The sequence below is a fragment of the Mycolicibacterium llatzerense genome, assembly GCF_025331195.1.
GTDB classification, from domain to species: domain Bacteria; phylum Actinomycetota; class Actinomycetes; order Mycobacteriales; family Mycobacteriaceae; genus Mycobacterium; species Mycobacterium llatzerense.
In genome coordinates this window covers 148152-166813 of sequence record NZ_LXOV01000001.1, presented here as the reverse complement: position 1 = coordinate 166813, position 18662 = coordinate 148152, and the positions used below count along the sequence as shown (strand labels likewise).

Annotated in this window: 18 protein-coding genes; 9 read left to right on the top strand and 9 right to left on the bottom strand. The window is 66.9% G+C overall.

What is annotated here, in order from left to right; all coding sequences use genetic code 11:
- Nucleotides 1-23 precede the first annotated feature (23 nt).
- Nucleotides 24-3653 carry a transcription-repair coupling factor gene (gene mfd, locus A7G45_RS01070; RefSeq protein WP_260932614.1) on the top strand — a complete coding sequence of 1210 codons (3630 nt, stop codon included), beginning with the start codon at nucleotides 24-26 and terminating at the stop codon, nucleotides 3651-3653.
- A gap of 31 nt (nucleotides 3654-3684) precedes the next feature.
- Entirely contained in the window at nucleotides 3685-4632 is a 948-nt protein-coding gene (locus A7G45_RS01065; protein WP_043398959.1) for a nucleoside triphosphate pyrophosphohydrolase, read from the top strand.
- On the opposite strand, the gene A7G45_RS01060 is transcribed toward A7G45_RS01065, so the two are convergent.
- On the bottom strand, nucleotides 4620-5312 hold the full coding sequence (locus tag A7G45_RS01060) for an alpha/beta hydrolase (RefSeq protein ID WP_071287838.1): 693 nt from the start codon (nucleotides 5310-5312) through the stop codon (nucleotides 4620-4622). The two genes, A7G45_RS01065 and A7G45_RS01060, sit on opposite strands and share 13 nt — an antisense overlap.
- Nucleotides 5313-5346: 34 nt before the next feature.
- Between A7G45_RS01060 and A7G45_RS32195 the strand changes: the two genes are divergently transcribed.
- A complete protein-coding gene (locus A7G45_RS32195; protein ID WP_276554695.1) occupies nucleotides 5347-6297 on the top strand; it encodes an AraC family transcriptional regulator in 951 nt (316 codons plus the stop codon).
- Nucleotides 6298-6795: 498 nt separating this feature from the next.
- Nucleotides 6796-7086 carry a hypothetical protein gene (locus tag A7G45_RS01045; RefSeq protein ID WP_043398968.1) on the top strand — a complete coding sequence of 97 codons (291 nt, stop codon included), beginning with the start codon at nucleotides 6796-6798 and terminating at the stop codon, nucleotides 7084-7086.
- On the opposite strand, the gene efeB is transcribed toward A7G45_RS01045, so the two are convergent.
- From efeB to efeU, 3 genes are read right to left on the bottom strand one after another with little or no spacing between them, the layout of a single operon-like run.
- Entirely contained in the window at nucleotides 7059-8378 is a 1320-nt protein-coding gene (gene efeB, locus A7G45_RS01040; protein ID WP_260932605.1) for an iron uptake transporter deferrochelatase/peroxidase subunit, read from the bottom strand. The two genes, A7G45_RS01045 and efeB, sit on opposite strands and share 28 nt — an antisense overlap.
- The gene (gene efeO / locus A7G45_RS01035) at nucleotides 8359-9519 is read right to left on the bottom strand and encodes an iron uptake system protein EfeO (protein ID WP_083420457.1); all 1161 of its coding nucleotides are present in this window, start codon (nucleotides 9517-9519) and stop codon (nucleotides 8359-8361) included. Before efeO ends, efeB begins: the two co-directional genes overlap by 20 nt.
- Nucleotides 9516-10412: an iron uptake transporter permease EfeU gene (gene efeU, locus A7G45_RS01030; protein WP_260932597.1), complete on the bottom strand. Its 897-nt coding sequence runs from the start codon at nucleotides 10410-10412 to the stop codon at nucleotides 9516-9518. Before efeU ends, efeO begins: the two co-directional genes overlap by 4 nt.
- 250 nt (nucleotides 10413-10662) lie before the next feature.
- On the opposite strand from efeU, the gene A7G45_RS01025 reads away from it, so the two are divergent.
- The 5 genes from A7G45_RS01025 (at nucleotide 10663) to A7G45_RS01005 (ending at nucleotide 14859) form a co-directional block, all read left to right on the top strand.
- Nucleotides 10663-11331 carry a lytic transglycosylase domain-containing protein gene (locus tag A7G45_RS01025; protein ID WP_276554809.1) on the top strand — a complete coding sequence of 223 codons (669 nt, stop codon included), beginning with the start codon at nucleotides 10663-10665 and terminating at the stop codon, nucleotides 11329-11331.
- 100 nt (nucleotides 11332-11431) lie between these two features.
- The gene (eno, locus tag A7G45_RS01020; protein ID WP_043398978.1) at nucleotides 11432-12721 is read left to right on the top strand and encodes a phosphopyruvate hydratase; all 1290 of its coding nucleotides are present in this window, start codon (nucleotides 11432-11434) and stop codon (nucleotides 12719-12721) included.
- Nucleotides 12722-12744: 23 nt separating this feature from the next.
- Entirely contained in the window at nucleotides 12745-13425 is a 681-nt protein-coding gene (locus A7G45_RS01015; RefSeq protein WP_043398981.1) for an FtsB family cell division protein, read from the top strand.
- Nucleotides 13418-13909: a DUF501 domain-containing protein gene (locus A7G45_RS01010; RefSeq protein WP_043398984.1), complete on the top strand. Its 492-nt coding sequence runs from the start codon at nucleotides 13418-13420 to the stop codon at nucleotides 13907-13909. Before A7G45_RS01015 ends, A7G45_RS01010 begins: the two co-directional genes overlap by 8 nt.
- Complete coding sequence (locus A7G45_RS01005) at nucleotides 13900-14859, top strand: Ppx/GppA phosphatase family protein (RefSeq protein WP_260932590.1); 960 nt, start codon at nucleotides 13900-13902, stop codon at nucleotides 14857-14859. Before A7G45_RS01010 ends, A7G45_RS01005 begins: the two co-directional genes overlap by 10 nt.
- Nucleotides 14860-15035: 176 nt before the next feature.
- Here the strand turns inward: A7G45_RS01005 and A7G45_RS01000 are convergent, their stop codons facing one another.
- From A7G45_RS01000 to A7G45_RS00980, 5 genes are all read right to left on the bottom strand, one after another.
- Nucleotides 15036-15392: a hypothetical protein gene (locus A7G45_RS01000; RefSeq protein WP_260932587.1), complete on the bottom strand. Its 357-nt coding sequence runs from the start codon at nucleotides 15390-15392 to the stop codon at nucleotides 15036-15038.
- Nucleotides 15393-15404: 12 nt separating this feature from the next.
- Nucleotides 15405-16778, bottom strand: a complete 1374-nt coding sequence (locus A7G45_RS00995; protein WP_260932586.1) for a CdiA C-terminal domain-containing protein — start codon at nucleotides 16776-16778, stop codon at nucleotides 15405-15407.
- Nucleotides 16775-17059 (bottom strand): WXG100 family type VII secretion target, encoded by a 285-nt coding sequence (locus tag A7G45_RS00990; RefSeq protein WP_260932585.1) that lies wholly within the window; start codon nucleotides 17057-17059, stop codon nucleotides 16775-16777. Before A7G45_RS00990 ends, A7G45_RS00995 begins: the two co-directional genes overlap by 4 nt.
- The gene (locus A7G45_RS00985; RefSeq protein WP_260932584.1) at nucleotides 17059-17382 is read right to left on the bottom strand and encodes a WXG100 family type VII secretion target; all 324 of its coding nucleotides are present in this window, start codon (nucleotides 17380-17382) and stop codon (nucleotides 17059-17061) included. The genes A7G45_RS00990 and A7G45_RS00985 overlap by 1 nt, the downstream gene beginning before the upstream one ends.
- Nucleotides 17383-17857: 475 nt before the next feature.
- Nucleotides 17858-18613 carry a cutinase family protein gene (locus A7G45_RS00980; RefSeq protein ID WP_043984083.1) on the bottom strand — a complete coding sequence of 252 codons (756 nt, stop codon included), beginning with the start codon at nucleotides 18611-18613 and terminating at the stop codon, nucleotides 17858-17860.
- Between the last annotated feature and the right edge of the window lie 49 nt (nucleotides 18614-18662).

The window sequence follows — 18662 nt, the reverse complement described above, 5'->3', positions numbered from 1 at the left end:
TGCGAACTACAATCGGGGGCATCATGACCTCCCCGGGGCAGCAATCGATCCAAACCCCGTTGGCGGGGCTCGTTCAACTCGCACTCACCGATCCTGGCCTGCAGGAACTGACGCGGCAGGCCGCCGAGGGCATCGCCGAGCAGGCTTTGGTCGGCCCGGTCAGCGCCCGGCTCCCGGTCGCGGCGGCGCTGGCTGCCGCCGGCCCGGTGCTGGTCGTCACGGCCACCGGTCGCGAGGCCGACGATCTCACCGCCGAGCTGCGGGCCGTCCACGGCGATGCCGTGGCGCTGTTCCCGTCGTGGGAGACCTTGCCGCACGAGCGGCTCTCGCCTGGTGTCGACACCGTCGGCGCCCGGCTGACCGTTCTGCGCCGGCTCGCGCGGCCGGACGACACCCGGCTCGGTCCGCCACTGCGGGTCGTGGTCACCACGGCCCGGTCGCTGCTGCAGCCGCTGGCCGGCGGGGTGACCGACGCGGAACCGGTGACATTGACCATCGGCGGCGAAGCCGACTTCGACGACACCGTGACACGGCTGGTCGAGCTGGCCTACAACCGGGTCGACATGGTCGGCAAGCGCGGCGAATTCGCCGTCCGCGGAGGCATTCTCGACATTTTCACCCCGACCGCCGAGCACCCCGTGCGCATCGAGTTCTGGGGCGACGAGGTCACCGAGATGCGGATGTTCTCGGTGGCCGACCAGCGGTCCATCCCTGAGATCGCCGTCGAGACGATGATCGCGGTGCCCTGCCGCGAACTGCTGTTGACGCCCGACGTCCGCGAACGCGCCGCCGAGATCGGGGCGAGCCTGCCCAGCAGCGACAACCAGGTCACCGGCAGCATCGCGGACATGATGGCGAAGCTCGCCGAGGGCATTCCGGTCGACGGCATGGAAGCGCTGCTTCCGGTGCTGCGTCCGGGCGACCTGGCGTTGCTCACCGACCGGTTGCCGGCCGGTGCGCCGCTGCTGATCTGCGACCCGGAGAAGGTGCGGACCCGCGCGGCCGATCTGATCAAGACCGGCCGCGAGTTCCTGGAGGCCTCGTGGTCGGTGGCCGCCGTGGGCGGCGACGCACCGATTGACGTTGAGCAGCTTGGTGGTTCGGGATTCCGGGACTTCGTGGAGATCCGGGAAGCCGCGGCCGCCGGTGGTCACCCGTGGTGGACACTGAGCCAGCTGGCCAACGAAACGGCGGTCGAGGTCGACATCCGGCCGGCGCCGTCGGCCCGCAGCCAGCAGAGCCTCGAAGAGATCTTCGCGATGTTGCGGGCGCACATCGCCACCGGCGGGCTTGCGGCGGTGGTGACCCCGGGTGCCGGTACCGCGCACCGCGTGGTCGAGCAGCTCAGTGAATCCGATGTCGCCGCAACGATGTTGGAGCCCGGCGCGGTACCGAAGGCCGGCGTCGTCGGGGTGCTCAAGGGTCCGCTGCACGACGGTCTGGTGTTGCCCGGCGTCAACCTTGTCGTCATCACCGAGACCGACCTGACGGGTAACCGGGCCGCGGCCACCGAGGGTAAAAGGCTTGCCGCCAAACGGCGTAACGTCGTCGACCCGCTGGCGTTGACGGCCGGCGACCTGGTGGTGCACGACCAGCACGGCATCGGCAAGTTCATCGAGATGACCGAGCGGGTGGTCGGTGGCGCCCGGCGCGAGTACCTGGTGCTCGAGTACGGATCGTCGAAACGTGGCGGCGGGTCCGACCGGCTGTACGTGCCGATGGACTCGCTGGACCAGTTGTCGCGCTACGTCGGCGGTACGGAGCCCACGCTGAGCCGGCTCGGCGGCAGCGACTGGACCAATACGAAGACCAAGGCGCGCAAGGCGGTTCGTGAGATCGCCGGCGAGCTGGTGTCGCTGTACGCCAAGCGGCAGTCCGCGCCGGGCCATGCGTTCGCCCCGGACACCCCGTGGCAGAACGAGATGGAGGACGCGTTCGGCTTCACCGAGACCATGGACCAGCTGACCGCCATCACGGAGGTCAAGGCCGACATGGAGAAGCCGGTCCCCATGGACCGCGTCATCTGCGGCGACGTCGGCTACGGCAAGACCGAGATCGCGGTCCGCGCGGCGTTCAAGGCGGTGCAGGACGGCAAGCAGGTCGCGGTGCTGGTGCCGACGACGCTGCTGGCCGACCAGCACCTGCAGACCTTCGCGGCCCGCATGGCCGGGTTCCCGGTGACGGTGAAGGGACTGTCGCGGTTCACCGATCCGGCCGAATCCCGTTTGGTGATCGAGGGTTTGAAGGACGGTTCGGTCGACGTGGTGATCGGCACCCACCGGCTGCTGGCGACCGGCGTCACCTGGAAAGACCTCGGTCTGGTGATCGTCGACGAGGAGCAGCGGTTCGGCGTCGAGCACAAGGAGCACATCAAGTCGATGCGCACCCACGTCGACGTGCTGACCATGAGCGCCACCCCGATCCCGCGCACCCTGGAGATGAGCCTGGCCGGCATCCGGGAGATGTCCACCATCCTCACGCCGCCGGAGGAACGCTTCCCGGTCCTGACTTACGTTGGGCCGCATGACGATAAACAGGTCGCCGCGGCGCTGCGGCGCGAACTACTGCGCGACGGGCAGGCGTTCTACATCCACAACCGGGTGAAGTCGATCGACAGCGCCGCCGCCCGGGTGCGCCAGCTGGTGCCCGAGGCGCGCGTCGTGGTGGCACACGGGCAGATGCCCGAGGAGCTGCTGGAGAAGACCGTCGAGGGCTTCTGGAACCGCGATTACGACATCCTGGTGTGCACCACGATCGTCGAGACGGGCCTTGATATTTCGAACGCCAACACGCTGATCGTGGAGCGGGCCGACACCTTCGGCCTGTCGCAGCTGCACCAGTTGCGTGGCCGGGTGGGCCGTAGCCGCGAGCGCGGGTACGCGTATTTCCTGTACCCGCCCGAGGTGCCGCTCACCGAGACCGCACACGACCGGCTGGCCACCATCGCGCAGAACAACGATCTGGGCGCCGGTATGGCCGTCGCGATGAAAGACCTCGAGATTCGCGGTGCGGGCAACGTGCTCGGTGTCGAGCAGTCCGGGCACGTCGCGGGCGTCGGCTTCGACCTGTACGTCCGGTTGGTCGGCGAGGCCGTCGAGGCCTACCGCGCTGCCGTGGACGGGAAAACCATTGCGGCCGTGGAGGAAGCGAAGGAGGTGCGGGTCGATCTGCCGATCGACGCGCACCTGCCGCCGGACTACATCGGCAGCGACCGGCTGCGGCTCGAGGCCTACCGCCGGTTGGCCGCCGCGTCCGATCACGCGCGGGTGGCGTCGGTGGTCGAGGAGCTGGTAGACCGCTACGGGCCACTGCCCGAACCCGCGCAGCGGCTCGTCGCCGTGGCCCGGCTGCGGCTGCTGTGCCGCGAGTACGGCGTCACCGAGGTGACCGCGATCTCCGACTCGACCATCCGGTTGACGCCCCTGACGCTCATGGACTCCGGGCAACTGCGGCTCAAGCGGATGTATCCGGGCGCGAACTACCGGGCGACCACGTCGACGGTGCAGATTCCGATTCCGCGGGCCGGTGCCGGCGTGGGAGCACCGCGCATCCGCGACCTGGAACTGGCCCGGGCAGTGGCCGGACTGCTGCTGGAGCTCGACGGAAAAGCGCCCGGTGAAGTAGACATAACCGACTTGGGGGGTAGCGCATGACTGGCAGCGAGAAGCCGCAGGCGGATCGCGCATGACGGTGGTCCTGGTCGATCCGCGCCGCCCGTCGCTGATGCCGATCGACGCGCTGGTCCTGCTCACCGGCGACGTGCAGTACACCGAGGAACTGCCGGTCAAGGTGCCGTGGTCCTTGCCGTCGGGCCGGCCGGCCTACGGCGATTCCGACAATCCGGCGCCGGTGCTGCTGTCCTCCGATCCGGAGCATCCCCAGGTGCGGGCCCGGCTCGCCGCGGGCGAGAAGCTCATCGCGGCAGACGGTTCGCAGCCGGGGGAGCGGCTCATCGACGCCGTCACGATGATGGACAAGCTGCGCAGCAACGGTCCGTGGGAGAGCGAGCAGACGCACGACTCGCTGCGTCGCTACCTGCTGGAAGAGACGTACGAGCTGTTCGACGCGGTCCGGGGTGGCAATGCCGACGACGTCCGCGAGGAACTCGGAGATGTGTTGCTGCAGGTGCTGTTCCACGCGCGCATAGCCGAGGACGCGCCGCTGCACCCGTTCGGCATCGACGACGTGGCCGACACACTGATCCGCAAACTGGGCAACCGCGTGCCGGCAGTGCTTGCCGGACAAGAGATTTCGCTGGAAGACCAGATCGCCCAGTGGGAAGAGCGCAAGGCGCTGGAGAAGGCCGCGCGGACGTCGTGCATGGACGAGGTGCCGACGGCGCTGCCGGCACTGGCCCTGGCACAGAAGCTGATCGAACGGACCGGCACGGCCGGGTTGCCCGCCGATCTGCTTCCGGCCGGACTGACCTCGGTGACCCTGGCACCCGACGTCGACGCCGAAAGCGCTTTGCGCACAGTGGCTCTGGAGTTCATCGACACCGTGCGGGCGACCGAGCGCCGCATCGTCGCCGCCCGCCGCGGCGACGAAGTGGCGGTGGAGTTGGATGCCGCACCGCTGGGTGCGGTGTCAGCGGACGAGTGGCGGGAGCACTGGCCGGCTCAGGACGTCTGAGCCGCGGCCTCGTCGATGAGGTCGGCCACAGCCGTCGCTTGGGAGGCCAGCGACGCGTGGCTGGCGTCCAGTTCGATGATCTTGCGCGGGTTCATCCGTTGCGCCATGCGGCGTTCGTTGTCCGGGTGGATCATCCGGTCCTGGGTCGACACCTGGTACCACGTCGGCTTGGACCGCCAGGCCGGTGCCGTGATGGCGTCGCCGAAAGTCGATGCCAGCGGTGCCTTTTGGGTGACGGCCATGACGAGTGCGTCGTCAGCGGACAGGTCCTGACAGAAGCTCTCGTGGAACTTGTCCTGGAGGACCCAGAGGTAGCCGTCGGAGTCGGGTGCGAGGTTGGCGGCCGCAGCGGGCGGCATCTCCTGGGTGATCCCTCCCGGGCTCTCGCCGGCATCGGGCGCGAAGGCCGCGATGTAAACCAGGGCAGTCACGTTGGGTAGGTCACCGGCTTCGGTGATGACGGCACCGCCGTACGAGTGCCCGACCAGGACGACGGGGCCGTCGACCTGGCTGACCATCTTGCGAGTGCGCTCGGCGTCGTCGGCCAGTGAGGTGAGCGGGTTCTCCACCGCGTGCAGCGACGAGTAGCCGCGGCGGTTCAGTTCGACGATCACGTTGGCCCAGTGGGCCGCACCGCCCCAGAATCCGTGGACTAGGACGACTGTTGGTTTTTCGGTCATGCGGTGACAGTATTTGGACGATGGGGCAAGTTCAATGACTGATACGGCGTCAAACTTTGCCGATTCACCGGTTTCTGGATCGGATGCGTTCTCCGAAATCCTCGACGCCGTCCGCCTGCGCGGCCAGGACGTCGTCCGTTATGCGCCCCGATCCGTGCCGTTCAACATCGCGATGCCGGGGCAACGTCTGCTGCACATCGTCGAGCACGGCGACGTCCGGTTGCGGGTGAGCGGTGACGGTCCACCGGTCGCGCTGAGCGACGGCGACCTCGTACTGCTGGCCCGGGGTGACCGGCACCAGCTGCAGGCGGGGCCCAACGTGCCGGCCCGCCATCTTGCCGACGCCGACCGCTACGTCGACGGAGATGAACTCCCGCAACAGGATTCACCACGATGGGTGACCGGGACGTTCGCGCTCGACGAGGCCGTCGCCGATCCGCTGTTGTCGGTGCTACCCCCGGCGATCGTGGTGCCCGGGCGCGGCGTGGACCGGGAGTGGCTGGAAGTCAGCCTGCGACTGCTGGTGGCAGAGGTCGCGGCGCCGCGACCCGGCTCGGCGGTGATGATCTCGCGCATCCTGGACCTGCTGTTCATCCACACCCTGCGCGCATGGTCGCGGGACGCCTCGGCGCCGTCGGGCTGGCTCACCGCTGCGTTGGATCCGGTACTGGGCCAAGTGCTTTCGGCTGTTCACCAGGATCTGGCCAGGCCGTGGTCGGTCGCCGAACTTGCGCAGATGGCGAACTTGTCGCGGACCGCCTTCGCCGAGCGGTTCACCCGGCTGCTGGGGCGCCCGCCCGCCGCATACCTGATCGACCGCCGGCTGGACCGGGCCGCCCAGCTACTGCGAACGGATACGGCGTCGGTGGCCGCGGTCGCCGCGGCGGTGGGCTACACCTCCGAGGCCGGTTTCAGCCGGGCGTTCAGCCGACGCTTCGGCGCCCCGCCGCTGCGCTGGCGGAACACCACTGGCCGAGCCGGTTGACGTCGCGCCGCTGCGTTCGCGAATGTGCAGCCAGCGCGCCCAATCCGCCGGATCTGCGATCTGTGCGCGCGCCAGCGAGGTTGGGCCGCCTTCGTCACTCCCGTTGCCCCGCAGCGACATTGGTCGTTACGCCCGCCTCTGTGCGACAACCGGTCGCCGAAGCTCCTCGAGCCTGACCTCACGGCGATTTTTGATGCGGATCTCCGCCGTCAGGTCAGGTTCGCGCAATGTGGCGCGCCGCAGCCCTCGAACGCAACTGCATGGCGGTTTTCGGCCCGGTTTCCCGCCGCCCAGTTGCATTCGAGGGCGGCTGGGGGAGTGCCGGGCATAGCGCGGTGGCTGAGCGGCTACGAACGTGCAGATAGACCGCCCGAGCCACCAGATCCACGCTCTGTGCGCACGCCCGCGAGCCCCGGAACTTGGGATCGGTAGCCGGACGGCCCCGGTGTGATTGCTCCAACGACGCCGATCAACGAGCGTCCAAAGAGAGGAAACACCGTGAAGATCGTGCCCGCCGTCATCGAACAGCACGTCAACCGCTTCGATCGCCAGCAGAGCCTGATCATCGCGATCAGCACTGGCCTGCTGGCCTTCTGGTCGGGCTACCGCGTGGCGTGGTCGCTCTACCTGACCCTCGCCTACGACTTCCTGTTCGGCTCGCTGGTCTTCCAGATCGCGCTGTGGGGTGTCATCGGCGGCGCCGCCGCGGTCGCATCGCTCGCGTTCTACAACCGCTACCGCACCGCCGACCAGCCCGACGCTCAGCCGAGCAGCGTCGAGCCCCAGTAGTCCGACGAACCATCACGCACACCTGGCGGGCAGGCGAAGATGCCGCTGCCGGTGTGCGTGATGTATTCGTTCAGGGCATCGTTGTCGGACAACGACCTCTGCATCGGGATGAACGACTCGGCCGGGTTGCGGACGAACGCGATGAAGAACAGCCCCGCGTCCAGGTGGCCGAAACCGTCTGAGCCGTCGGTGAAGTTGTAGCCGCGGCGCAGAATCTTCGCCCCTTTGTTGGCCTCCGGCGAGGCCAGCCGCACGTGCGAGTCGAGGTCGACCAGCGGGGCGCCGTCGGCACCCTTGCTGTCGAAGTCCAGCGGGGTGAACTCGTCGGTGTACCCGTTGGGTGCGCCGTTGCCCTTCTGCCGTCCGATGACCCGCTCCTGTTCCGCCAGCACGGTGCGGTCCCAGGATTCGATGAGCATCCGGATGCGGCGGCTGATCAGGTAGGAGCCGCCCGTCATCCAGGCCGGTCCGTCACCGTTGGCGATCCAGACGTGCTGGTCGATGGCGGACGTGTCCTCGGCCTTGAGGTTGTTCGTTCCGTCCTTGAACCCGAACAGGTTTCGCGGGGTGGACTGGGTGAGAGTCGTCGACGAGGTGCGGCCGAACCCGAGCTGCGAGTACCGCACGGCAACGGTGCCGAAGCCCACCCGAGCCAGGTTGCGGATGGCGTGCACCGCGACCTGCGGGTCGTTGGCACAGGCCTGCACGACGATGTCGCCGCCGCAGCGCTTCGGGTCGAGCTTCTCGTTGCGGAACTTGGGCAGGTCGACCAGGTGCGTCGGGCGCTGGGCGTCGATGCCGAACCGGTCCTTGCCGTCCTTGCGGAAGAAGCTGGGGCCGAAGCCGATGGTCACGGTCAACGCGGAGGGCGAAAGACCAAGGGCCTCACCGGTATCGGCCGGCGGTGCGTACGGATTGAGCCCGATGGCCCCGTGCGCGACGGCCTCTTCGCCGAGCGTCATGCGCTCGGCCATCTCGGTCCACTTCTTCAGCATCGCCACTACGTCGGCCTTCTTGTCCGTCGTGACGTCGAAGGTGGCGAAGTGCATGCGGTCCTGCGCGGCGGTGACGATGCCCGCCTGATGGGTGCCGCGGAACGGCACCGGGTTGCGCAGGCTGTTGTCGACCACGGCCGCGGAAGAGCGGGCGGCCAGCGCGCCGGTGGCGGCGGCGCCGACCACCGCGGCCGTCACTCCGGCTGCGCCGAACAGTTTGCGTCGGCTGAGACCGCCCTGCTCGGTCACGGTCGGTTCAGTGGTGCCCGGCTGGGGCTCACTGCTTGGCGATGACACCCTGCACCTCGCTGACCTCCTTGCTCAGGGCATCGACGGCGCGCGAAAGTTCTTGCCGCTCAGGCTCGGTCACCTTGTCGTAGGAGATGAAGCCGTCGCCCTGGCGCCACTTGTTCAGCAGCTTCTGGACGTTCTCGAAGGCGGCGTCGACGTCCTTGCCCAGCTGCGGGTTGCGCTCGTCGAGGATTGGGTCCACCGAGCCGACCGCGGTCCGCGAGCCCTCGATGTTGGCCTGGATGTCCCACAGGTCGGTGTGGCTGAAGATGTCTTCCTCGCCGGTGATCTTGGTCTTGGCGATCTCGTCCAGTAGCTCCTGCGCGCCACCGGCGATCTTGGTGGAGTCGATGGTCCACTTGGGATCCTTGACGCCGGCTTCGAGCTCCTTGACGTCGGCGACCAGCTGGTCGGCCAGCGCGTTGGCGTCAGGCTGCAGTCCGGTGACCCACAGCTGCTTCTCCAGGACGTGGAAGCCGGTCCACTTGTCGCCCGGCTTGACGTCGGCTTCGCGCAGGTCGATCCGCGGGTCCAGGTCGTCGGGGAACGACTCGGCGACCGGCTCGATGCGCTCGTAGAAGGTGCGGGCCTTCGGGTACTGGGCCTTCGCGGCGGCCACGTCGCCCTTCTTCACCGCGGCGGCGAACGCCTCGGTGGCGGGCACCAGGGCGGTGGTCTGGTCGACGACGTACTTCTTGTAGAACTCCGCGGCGTCCTTGAACTTGCCGGTGTCGTCGATCTTGACGGTGTCGCCGGTGACGGTGAAGTCACCGCGGATGCCGTCGCCGACCATGCCGGGCTTGCACGCCGTCTTGTAGGTGCCGGCTTCGGGCAGCTGCACGATCAGCTTGCGCTGCAGGCCGGGGGAGACGTTCTCGATCTCGCCCATCACCTTGTCGCCGGGGCCGTAGACGTAGAACTCGGTGACCTTGGTGCCGTTGTTGGTGACGACGAAGGTGCTCGGGCCCGTCTTGGCCGACGTCGCCGACAGCTTGCAGGCGTCGTCGGTGGCGGTCACGGTGATCTCGCCGGAGGCGGACTTGTTCTCGTCCGACTTGGAGGTGCACGCGGAGACCGCGGTCAGACCGGCGAGCAAGGCGGCTGAGGCGGCCAGGCCGGTCTTGACGTTCAGGGCAGCGAGATTCACGAAGCGGACCTTTCGAGGGTGGCAGCAGGGGCGGGTTTGGCTGCGACAGGTCGCAGGAACAGCGTCAGGACGACCAACAGGTAGGCCAGCCAGCAGACGAACTGCAGGACAGATGGGGTGGGGCTGATGTTGAAGATGCCCTGGATCGCCTGGCCGTACCACGACGACCAGTTGAAGACGCCCGTCAGATCGAAGGCCCTGGCGCCCAGGCCGGGCAGCCAGCCGACGGTCTGCAACGCGTGGATCGCGTAGGACAGGATGCCGGCGGCGACGACGACCAGAAACGCGCCCGTGTATTTGAAGAACTTGGCCAGGTTGATTCGCACCGCGCCGGCGTACATGCCGTAGGCGAAGGCGACGGCGATGAGCAAGCCGATCAGCAGCCCGGCCAGCGGCCACGCCGTCGAGGCGCTGGCGTAGCCGACCATGAACAGCGCCGTCTCGACGCCCTCGCGGCCGACGGCCAGGAAGGCCAGGGTGGCGACGGCCCAGCCGCCGGTCTCCAACGCGCGGGTCATGTCGCCGCGCAGGTCACCGGAGATGGTGGCGGCGGCTTTGCGCATCCACAGCACCATGGTGGTGACGATGATGACGGCGACCAGCGACGCGACTCCGGCGATGGCCTCGGCCGCCAGTCCGGAGATGGTGTTCTCGCTGAGCTGGATGGTGAGGAAAACGCCGATGGTCATCGCGATGGCGCCGGCGACTCCGAGCCAGACCCACTTCAGGGCATCGCGGCGGTCGGACTTCACGAGGAACGCGATGAGGATGGTGACGACGATCGCAGTTTCGAGGCCTTCACGGAGCCCGATCAGCAAGCTGCCGAACAGCTGCGAGGAAACGCCGGGGCCCGCAGCGACCAGCGATGTCGAGACCGCGAAAGTGGTGGTCATCCGCAATCCTTAGATAGACTAAACCGCAACACAGGGTTGGCTTGCCAAAGCAAGGCAAGCCAACCTTATCAGCGGATCGGCTACCTGGTTGCTGCGTACCGGAAAGCTTGCGCTCCGAGGTTCACCCAGCGCGGCATGCGACGATGACAGGGCGACGAATCCGTCGAGAATCTCAGTGCATGGGGGAGTACCGGTGTTGCGAGCGCGTTGGCTGCGGGCGAGCGCTGTCGTCGCCGCGACGGCGCTCCTGATGGCCTCGAGCTGCTCGTTTCAGCCCGGCTACCTGCGTGGAGTGCCGCCGCCGGCGGGGCCTGCCGTGCCGCCGATCAATACCCATGTGAAGGGCCGCGGCGCCGACCAGCTGCGCGACTGGGCTGAGCACCTGGCACCGCCGCTGGGCATTCCGGTCATGGCGCTGGAGGCCTATGGGTACGCCGCGCGCGTCGCCGAGGTCGAGAACCCCAAGTGCCACATCGCGTGGACGACGCTGGCGGGCATCGGCATGGTCGAGAGCCACCACGGCACCTACCGCGGCGCGACCATCGCCCCGAACGGCGACGTGACGCCCCCGATCCGCGGCGTGCCACTCGACGGAACCATGAACAACCTGCGGATTCCGGACTCCGACTCCGGCAGCATGGACAGCGACGACGCCGTCGACCGCGCCATGGGACCCATGCAGTTCATCCCGGACACCTGGCGGTTGTACGGCGTCGACGCCAACAACACCGGCTTCGCCAGCCCCGACAACATCGACGACGCGGCGCTGTCGGCGGCGGGTTACCTCTGCTACCGCGGTAAGGATCTGTCCAGCCCGCGCGGCTGGATGGATGCGCTGCACGCGTACAACATGTCCGACGACTACGCCCGCGCTGTGCGGGACTGGGCGACGGCATATGCGAACGGGCACCAAAGATAGGTAGCCAAGATCGCTACCCGTAGCTGCCGCACTTCCGGTCCTGGCACCGTTTAGGCTGATGGGCGTTCGCACGAGTCCGTGACGCCAAAGGGAGACCCAAGTGCCAATCATCGAACAGGTCGGAGCCCGCGAGATTCTCGACTCTCGGGGAAATCCGACGGTCGAGGTCGAGATCGCACTGACCGATGGAACGTTCGCCCGTGCGGCCGTGCCGTCGGGTGCGTCGACCGGTGAGCACGAGGCTGTCGAACTGCGTGACGGCGGCCCCCGCTACCTCGGCAAGGGTGTCGAGAAGGCCGTCGAGGCCGTGCTCGACGAGATCGCTCCCGCGGTCATCGGCCAGGCTGCCGACGACCAGCGCATCATCGACCAGGCGCTGCTGGACCTGGACGGCACTCCGGACAAGTCGCGCCTCGGCGCCAACGCCATCCTCGGCGTCTCCCTGGCCGTGGCGAAGGCCGCTGCCGACTCCGCCGGCCTGCCGCTGTTCCGCTACATCGGCGGCCCGAACGCCCACATCCTGCCGGTGCCGATGATGAACATCCTCAACGGTGGCGCCCACGCCGACACCGGCGTCGACGTCCAGGAGTTCATGGTCGCTCCGATCGGTGCCCCGACCTTCAAGGAATCGCTGCGCTGGGGCGCCGAGGTCTACCACTCGCTCAAGTCCGTGCTGAAGAAGCAGGGCCTGTCGACGGGCCTCGGTGACGAGGGCGGTTTCGCGCCCGACGTCGCCGGTACGTACGCCGCGCTCGAACTCATCAGCACCGCCATCGACGCCACCGGCCTGAAGCTGGGCAGCGACGTGGCCCTGGCCCTCGACGTCGCGGCCACCGAGTTCTACACGGACGGAACGGGTTACGCCTTCGAGAAGCAGACCCGCACCGCCGAGCAGATGGCCGAGTTCTACGCCTCGCTGCTCGACTCCTTCCCGCTGGTGTCCATCGAAGACCCGCTGTCCGAGGACGACTGGGAGGGCTGGGTGGCGCTGACCACCGCGATCGGTGACCGCGTCCAGCTCGTCGGCGACGACCTGTTCGTCACCAACCCGGAGCGCCTGGAAGAGGGCATCGAAAAGGGCGCCGCCAACGCGCTGCTGGTGAAGGTGAACCAGATCGGCACGCTCACCGAGACTTTGGACGCTGTCGCCCTGGCGCACGCCAACGGCTACAAGTCGATGATGAGTCACCGCAGTGGCGAGACCGAGGACACCACCATCGCCGACCTGGCTGTCGCGTGCGGCTGTGGCCAGATCAAGACCGGTGCCCCGGCGCGCAGCGAGCGCGTCGCCAAGTACAACCAGCTGCTGCGCATCGAGGAGACCCTGGGCGACGCCGGGCGGTACGCCGGCGACCTGGCGTTCCCGCGTTTTGCGGTGGAAGCCAAGTAGTTTCGCGGGTCTGACCTACCGACATGGCCGATCCCAAACGGCGTTCCCCTGCCTCTCGCCCCGCCAAACCCGGCGAGGCGAAGCGGGGGCGCGCCGGGAACGGCACGTCGGCCGCCAAGGCGGGTAACCGGCCCAAGGCCGAGCCCCGGCGGGTCCCGGAAAATCTGCCCGTCCCCGTCACCGAGCCCATCCGGCAGGCCTACACGGAGTCGGTCGAGCACCATGCCGAGCAGCGGCTGGGGTCTGCGGCGCGCCGGGCGGCGATTCTCGCCGTCGTGGTGTGCGTGCTGACCCTGACCATTGCCGGCCCGGTGCGCACCTTCTTCGCGCAGCGCACCGAGATGCAGCAGTTGGCCACGGCAGAGTCCCAATTACGTTCGCAGATCAGCAATTTGGAGCAGCAAAAGGTGAAGTTGGCCGACCCGGTGTACATCGCCGCGCAGGCCCGTGAGCGGTTGGGCTTCGTGATGCCGGGCGATATCCCGTATCAGGTGCAACTGCCTCCCGGTGCCGTCGCGACGCCCGTCGCGCCCGCGCCGTCGCCCACCGCGAAGAGCAACCAGCCCTGGTACACCGCGCTGTGGCACACCATTGCCGATCAGCCGCACGGCCTGACGCCGACGCCGGCGGTCGTTCCGCCCGGCCCCGATGGTGCCGTGCCCTCGACTGACCAGCCCGCACCTCAGGCGCCGCCCGGTGGTTGACACTGCTGATCTGGAAGCCGTTGCGGCCCAACTGGGGCGGGAACCGCGTGGGGTTCTGGAGATCGCCTACCGCTGTCCCAACGGCGAACCCGGCGTGGTCAAGACCGCACCGCGGTTGCCCGACGGAACTCCTTTTCCCACTTTGTATTACCTGACCCATCCGGCGCTGACGGCTGCGGCCAGCCGGCTGGAGTCGTCCGGGTTGATGCGGGACATGACCGAACGTCTGCAGGCATCCGAAGAGTTGGGCGCGGCGTATTTGCGGGCGCACGAGTCGTTCCTGGCCGAGCGGGACGCCATCGAGTCGCTGGGGACGACGTTCTCCGGCGGTGGGATGCCGGACCGGGTGAAGTGCCTGCATGTGGTGATGGCGCATTCGTTGGCAAAAGGACCGGGCGTCAACCCCTTTGGCGATGAGGCGCTGGCGTTGTTGGCGGTCGAGCCGGCGATGGCCGGGATTCTGGATCCGAAGGTGTGGGTGTGAGTTCGCGCGTTGCGGCGGTCGATTGCGGTACCAACTCGATCCGTCTGCTCATCGCTGACGTTTCTGGTGGTCGGCTGACGGATGTCCATCGCGAGATGCGGATCGTCACCCTCGGTGAAGGTGTCGACGCCACAGGCGAATTCGCGCCTGCCGCGCTGGCCCGGACCGGAGCCGCGCTGGCCGACTACGTCGACGTGATGCTGTCGCACGATGTGTCCAAGGTGCGGATGGTCGCGACCTCCGCGGCCCGGGACGCCGGCAACCGCGACGAATTCTTCGCCATGACGGCGCGCCAACTGGGCCGGGTGATGCCGGGCGCGGTGGCCGAGGTGATCACCGGGACCGAGGAAGCGGCGTTGTCGTTCCGCGGTGCCGTCGGCGAATTGGACCCGGCGACAGGACCTTTCGTGGTCGTCGACCTGGGCGGCGGTTCGACCGAGGTGGTGCTCGGCGGGTCCGGTGCCGAGGTCGCGGACGTGGTAGCCAGTTTCTCGGCCAACATCGGCTGCGTGCGGCTCACCGAGCGGTGCCTGCTGTCGGACCCGCCCACCGCAGACGAGGTGGCAGCGGCGCGTGCTGTGGTGCGCGAGAAGCTGGCCGAGGCGTTGGATATCGTGCCCATCGGAGGTGCCTGCACCTGGGTCGGCGTGGCCGGCACGTTCACCACGGTGGCCGCGCTGGCCTTGGGCCTACCGGAGTATGACTCCGAGGTAATTCACCTGTCCCGCATCGGAATTCCCGATGTGGTCAAGGTGTGCGACGACCTGATCGCGATGCCGCGGGCGCAGCGCGCCGAGCTCGGCCCCATGCATCCGGGCCGGGTGCCGGTGATCGGCGGCGGGTCCATCGTCGTCGAGGAATTGGCCCGCGAATTCGGTCAGCGGGCGGGGATCACGGAATTGGTGGTCAGCGAGCACGACATCCTGGACGGCATCGCGCTGTCTGTCTGACGTCTGCGTCCGACCGGGGGCTTACGCAATGCCGCTGTTCTGTGGCCGACCAGGCCAATTACGCGGAGTGTCGTAATCCTTGTCGTCGAGCCGCTGATGCGTGGCGGTAGATCTACGTCGAAGTTCATCCGCATCAATTTCGCGAGTACCGGTGGCGGTCTGGGGTACTTCCGAAATCAAGATTGTGCAAGCAGCTTTTGCAAATCGAATGCCAGGAGAAGTTTGTAGCCGCCAATATTTTTGAGCTTTTCAAATACGTCGCGTGCTTTTTCTTCCTCTGCGGACTTATCGCTGTTGACGTCGCGGATCGTCACTACGGCTGGATATTGGCTGAATTCGATGCCTAGATCGTCGTCAAAATCATGCCGCATCTCGACTTCTGCGATGCTGTTGTCGAATTTCCCTCCATACGACGGAGTTCCGGATACGGCTTGAATTGGCGTGATGTCGGTGCCCGTAGCCGAGGCGAGGTCTGCTATGAACTCGTGCTCAGGCTTGGTTGTTTGAATGAATATTTGGTGGTGCGCAGTCATTGTCGATCCTTTCTACGGCCACAGGATTTCCCAGCCGTCTCCGACGATTCTGATATTAGTCATTCTGTCGGGATTGGCGCCAAGGAACCTGTCTAAGCCCCTCTGCGCCTCTTCCTTGCTTATTCCGCTTGCTCGACCGTCGATGACAGCGTTGTCCGCTTGGCCCTTGGCGCTATTCAACGCGTTCTTTACCGTGGTGTTCGTTGCGCCTTCACTCAGGCTCTTGAACTCGGTCGGTTTTCCATCAACTAGCGCGTCAGGCGTCCGCTGACCCGGGCTGTCAGCCTCTTTGAGTGCTTTGACTTCTTTGCCTTCGTCTGCGAGAAGGTCGGCGACCTTACGTTCTTCTGGACTGAATGGCTTGGCGCTCTCGTCGATTTTGCCGCGCTTAGGCGTGGGCTTCGGCTCGGGTTTCGGTTCCTCGCCTTTTCCTTTTCGGCCAAGGTTCTTGATGCGCTCCAAGCGCTTTCTGATACCGGCAACGTCGTGAGCCTTCTTGACGCCCGACTTGATGTTCTTCGAAATCTTCCAGGTTTCGATGAACCCGCGGATGATCCCGGCGTATTTCTTGATCGACGCGGCGGCTTTGGCGGTGGCGGCGAAGGCTCCGACACCCGCGCTGAGGAACGCCGTCGCGATGCCGATGGCGGCGCTGATCGCGAGCTCCTCAACAAGGTCTTCGACGGTCTCCTTCATCTTGGTGCGGAGCTCATCGAGCGACGTCTTGTATTCGGAGCACGACTGGGCCAGCTCAGCGCAGCTGCCGAGGACCGCATCGGCGGCTTGGTGCAGTTCATCGAGGTCTTTGACGATGTAGTCGACCTCCGGGGACTTGGTATCCCGGAACTTCGCAGCGTTACCGCCGAGTGCCTGTACCACACCCGTGGTGCCGGGACCTGTCGCGAGCTGATTCCACGCTGTGGATGCTTTGCCGAGCTTGTCCGTGTCGCCGTCAGGCACTGGGATACCGATGTGTTCCAGTACGCCGATGTTCTCGATCAAACCGGTTCCGGGGCCGCCCGCCGACGGTGGCGCAGTCAGTTCGCCGGCGACACTTGCTGGGTCGGCGGGACGCACCGGCGGCGCGCCCTTTCGAGACGGGTTCGCGTTGTACTCGGCCATGGCGTGGTTGTAGCCCGCCTGGATGATGACGCCGCCGTAGTTCTCCAGTGCTTTCGTCAGGTCGTTGACCGCGCCGAGCACATCGGCGGCCCGGCTGTCGTAGGACTGGGCCCAGGCTTTTCCGTCATCGGTGCTTCCGGCCATCGAGCCTGTCTCGCCCAGCGTTGCGACGCTGGTTTTGAACGCGTTGTAGACAGTGCCGGCCTTTTCATACAGGCCCTTGCCAACGTCGTAGTAGGTCTGTGGATCGACGTCTTGAGTCACGTCAGCATCGCCACGTTCATTGCGGCCGCTTCGGTGTAGTTGCGGTGAGCGTTGTGCGCGGCCTCACGTAAGCCGGTCAGCGCCTCACGCATTTCTGCTGCCGCCGCGACCCAGTTGTCGTGCTGGGCCCGGTGCGCGTCGGCGGCATCGCCGGACCAGCTGGTGTGTAGGTGTGCGATCTGTCCGTCGATCCGCGCGGTGACGGTCTCGGCATGCCGTTCGAACGCTTGCAGCTTTTCGACGAATCGCTCGAGTTCGGTCAGCTCGACCTTGTACCGCATCACAGCCCCATTTCGGCGGTGAGGTGGGGTGATGCGGACCGCACCACGTTGGCGGATTCTTCGTCCTGCTGTGTGTAGAGGGCGGCCGCTTGATTCAGCTTTTGTGCGGACTCGGACACCGACTGAACGACCTTGGTGGCTGCGTCGTGCCACTGCTCCCATAGCGCGGTGTAGGCACCCGCGGCTGAGCCTTTCCAGCCGTGTGCGATGTCCTGCCATTCGCGCTCGAGGCGTGCCAGCTCTTGTCTGAGTTCCGCCGCATCAGTGCTCACGCCCTGTGCCGCGTTCAAGGCTGCGTCGGTGTCTACCGTCAGCTGTTTCACTTCGCCCCCTATTGGCATCAAAGACAAGTCCCCTCAGCAATCGTAAGAGCGGCGGCGGACCGGCCCCTGCACCAAAATGTCACGTGGCTGATGCGAGACAAACGCAGCCGAAAAACGAAAATCCCCCTCCGGCGCGTCAACTTCGCACAAAAGGGGGATTCGTAAATGACTGGCTTCTACCGCGACACGACGTGTGTCCTAGTGCGTCGCGTCGGGGCAGAAGCGGTGGCTAGACCTTGCAGTTCGGGCGGTTGTGACAGTGGTGCCCGTCGCGGCATGCGTTGCACTGACAGCCACAGGTCGACACGTTCTTGGTGGAAACCTTCATTACTGTTCACCCCTGTTTGTCTCGGCGTATCGAGATATGACTACTTCACCATAGTTCGATCGGGGTGCCGCGTGAAGGTCGCCGGACAGACCGACGGCCGGAACCAGTCCTCGTGAGACTGGCTTCCGGCCGTCGGCTGGGGGTGATTCAGTTGGCTGTGTCGTCCGAGGTCTGGACGATGGGCGCGGCCGGAGCGGCGGGGGCACCCAGCTGGCGGGCGACGAAGTCCGCGGCCTGGTTGGCCATGCCGTTGAACTTGTAGGCGCTGTGGGCGGAGCGGTCCATGCCGCCACCGCAGATCGGGTCGCCGGGGGCGCACAGCTGGATGGTCTTGCCGGCGTAGGCGCCGCCGATGTTGATGGCGGGGGCGCTGCGGTCGGCGACGCTCAGCACGAACGGGCTCGGGGTGCCGAACAGGACCACTGCGGCGACGTGCGAGGCGACAGACGCGGGCATCGGGCCGCTGATGCCGGCGGGCAGGACGAACCCGGCGGGCACGCTGCTCATGGTGCTGTAGCCGGCGACGGCCGCGCCCTGCGAGTAGCCGCCGATGACGATCTTGGTGGCGGGGCACGAGGCGGCGATGGACTCGATGCGGTTGGTGGCGTCGGCGACGCCCTCGGCGGCCTGGCCGAAGTCCAGGGAGGCGGGGTAGTTCACGCCGTAGGCGTCGATGTTGCGGCCGGGCATCCGGGCGTTCAGTGCGTCGACGAAGGCTTGGCCGGTGGCTCCGACGCCGGGGCCTTCGAAGGTGCCGCGGGCGAAGACGACCTCGACGTTCGCACAGGAGTCGTCGGCGGCGCTGGCGGTGGCGACCGGGCCGGCGATGGCGCCGACGGCGATCGTGAAGGCGGCCACGGCGGTCAGTGCCACCTTGTTGGCCACGTTACGAATGGCGCTCATGTTGTTTCCCCGTCCTTGAAGTTCTAGTTGCCTGGTATAAGCCGAACGG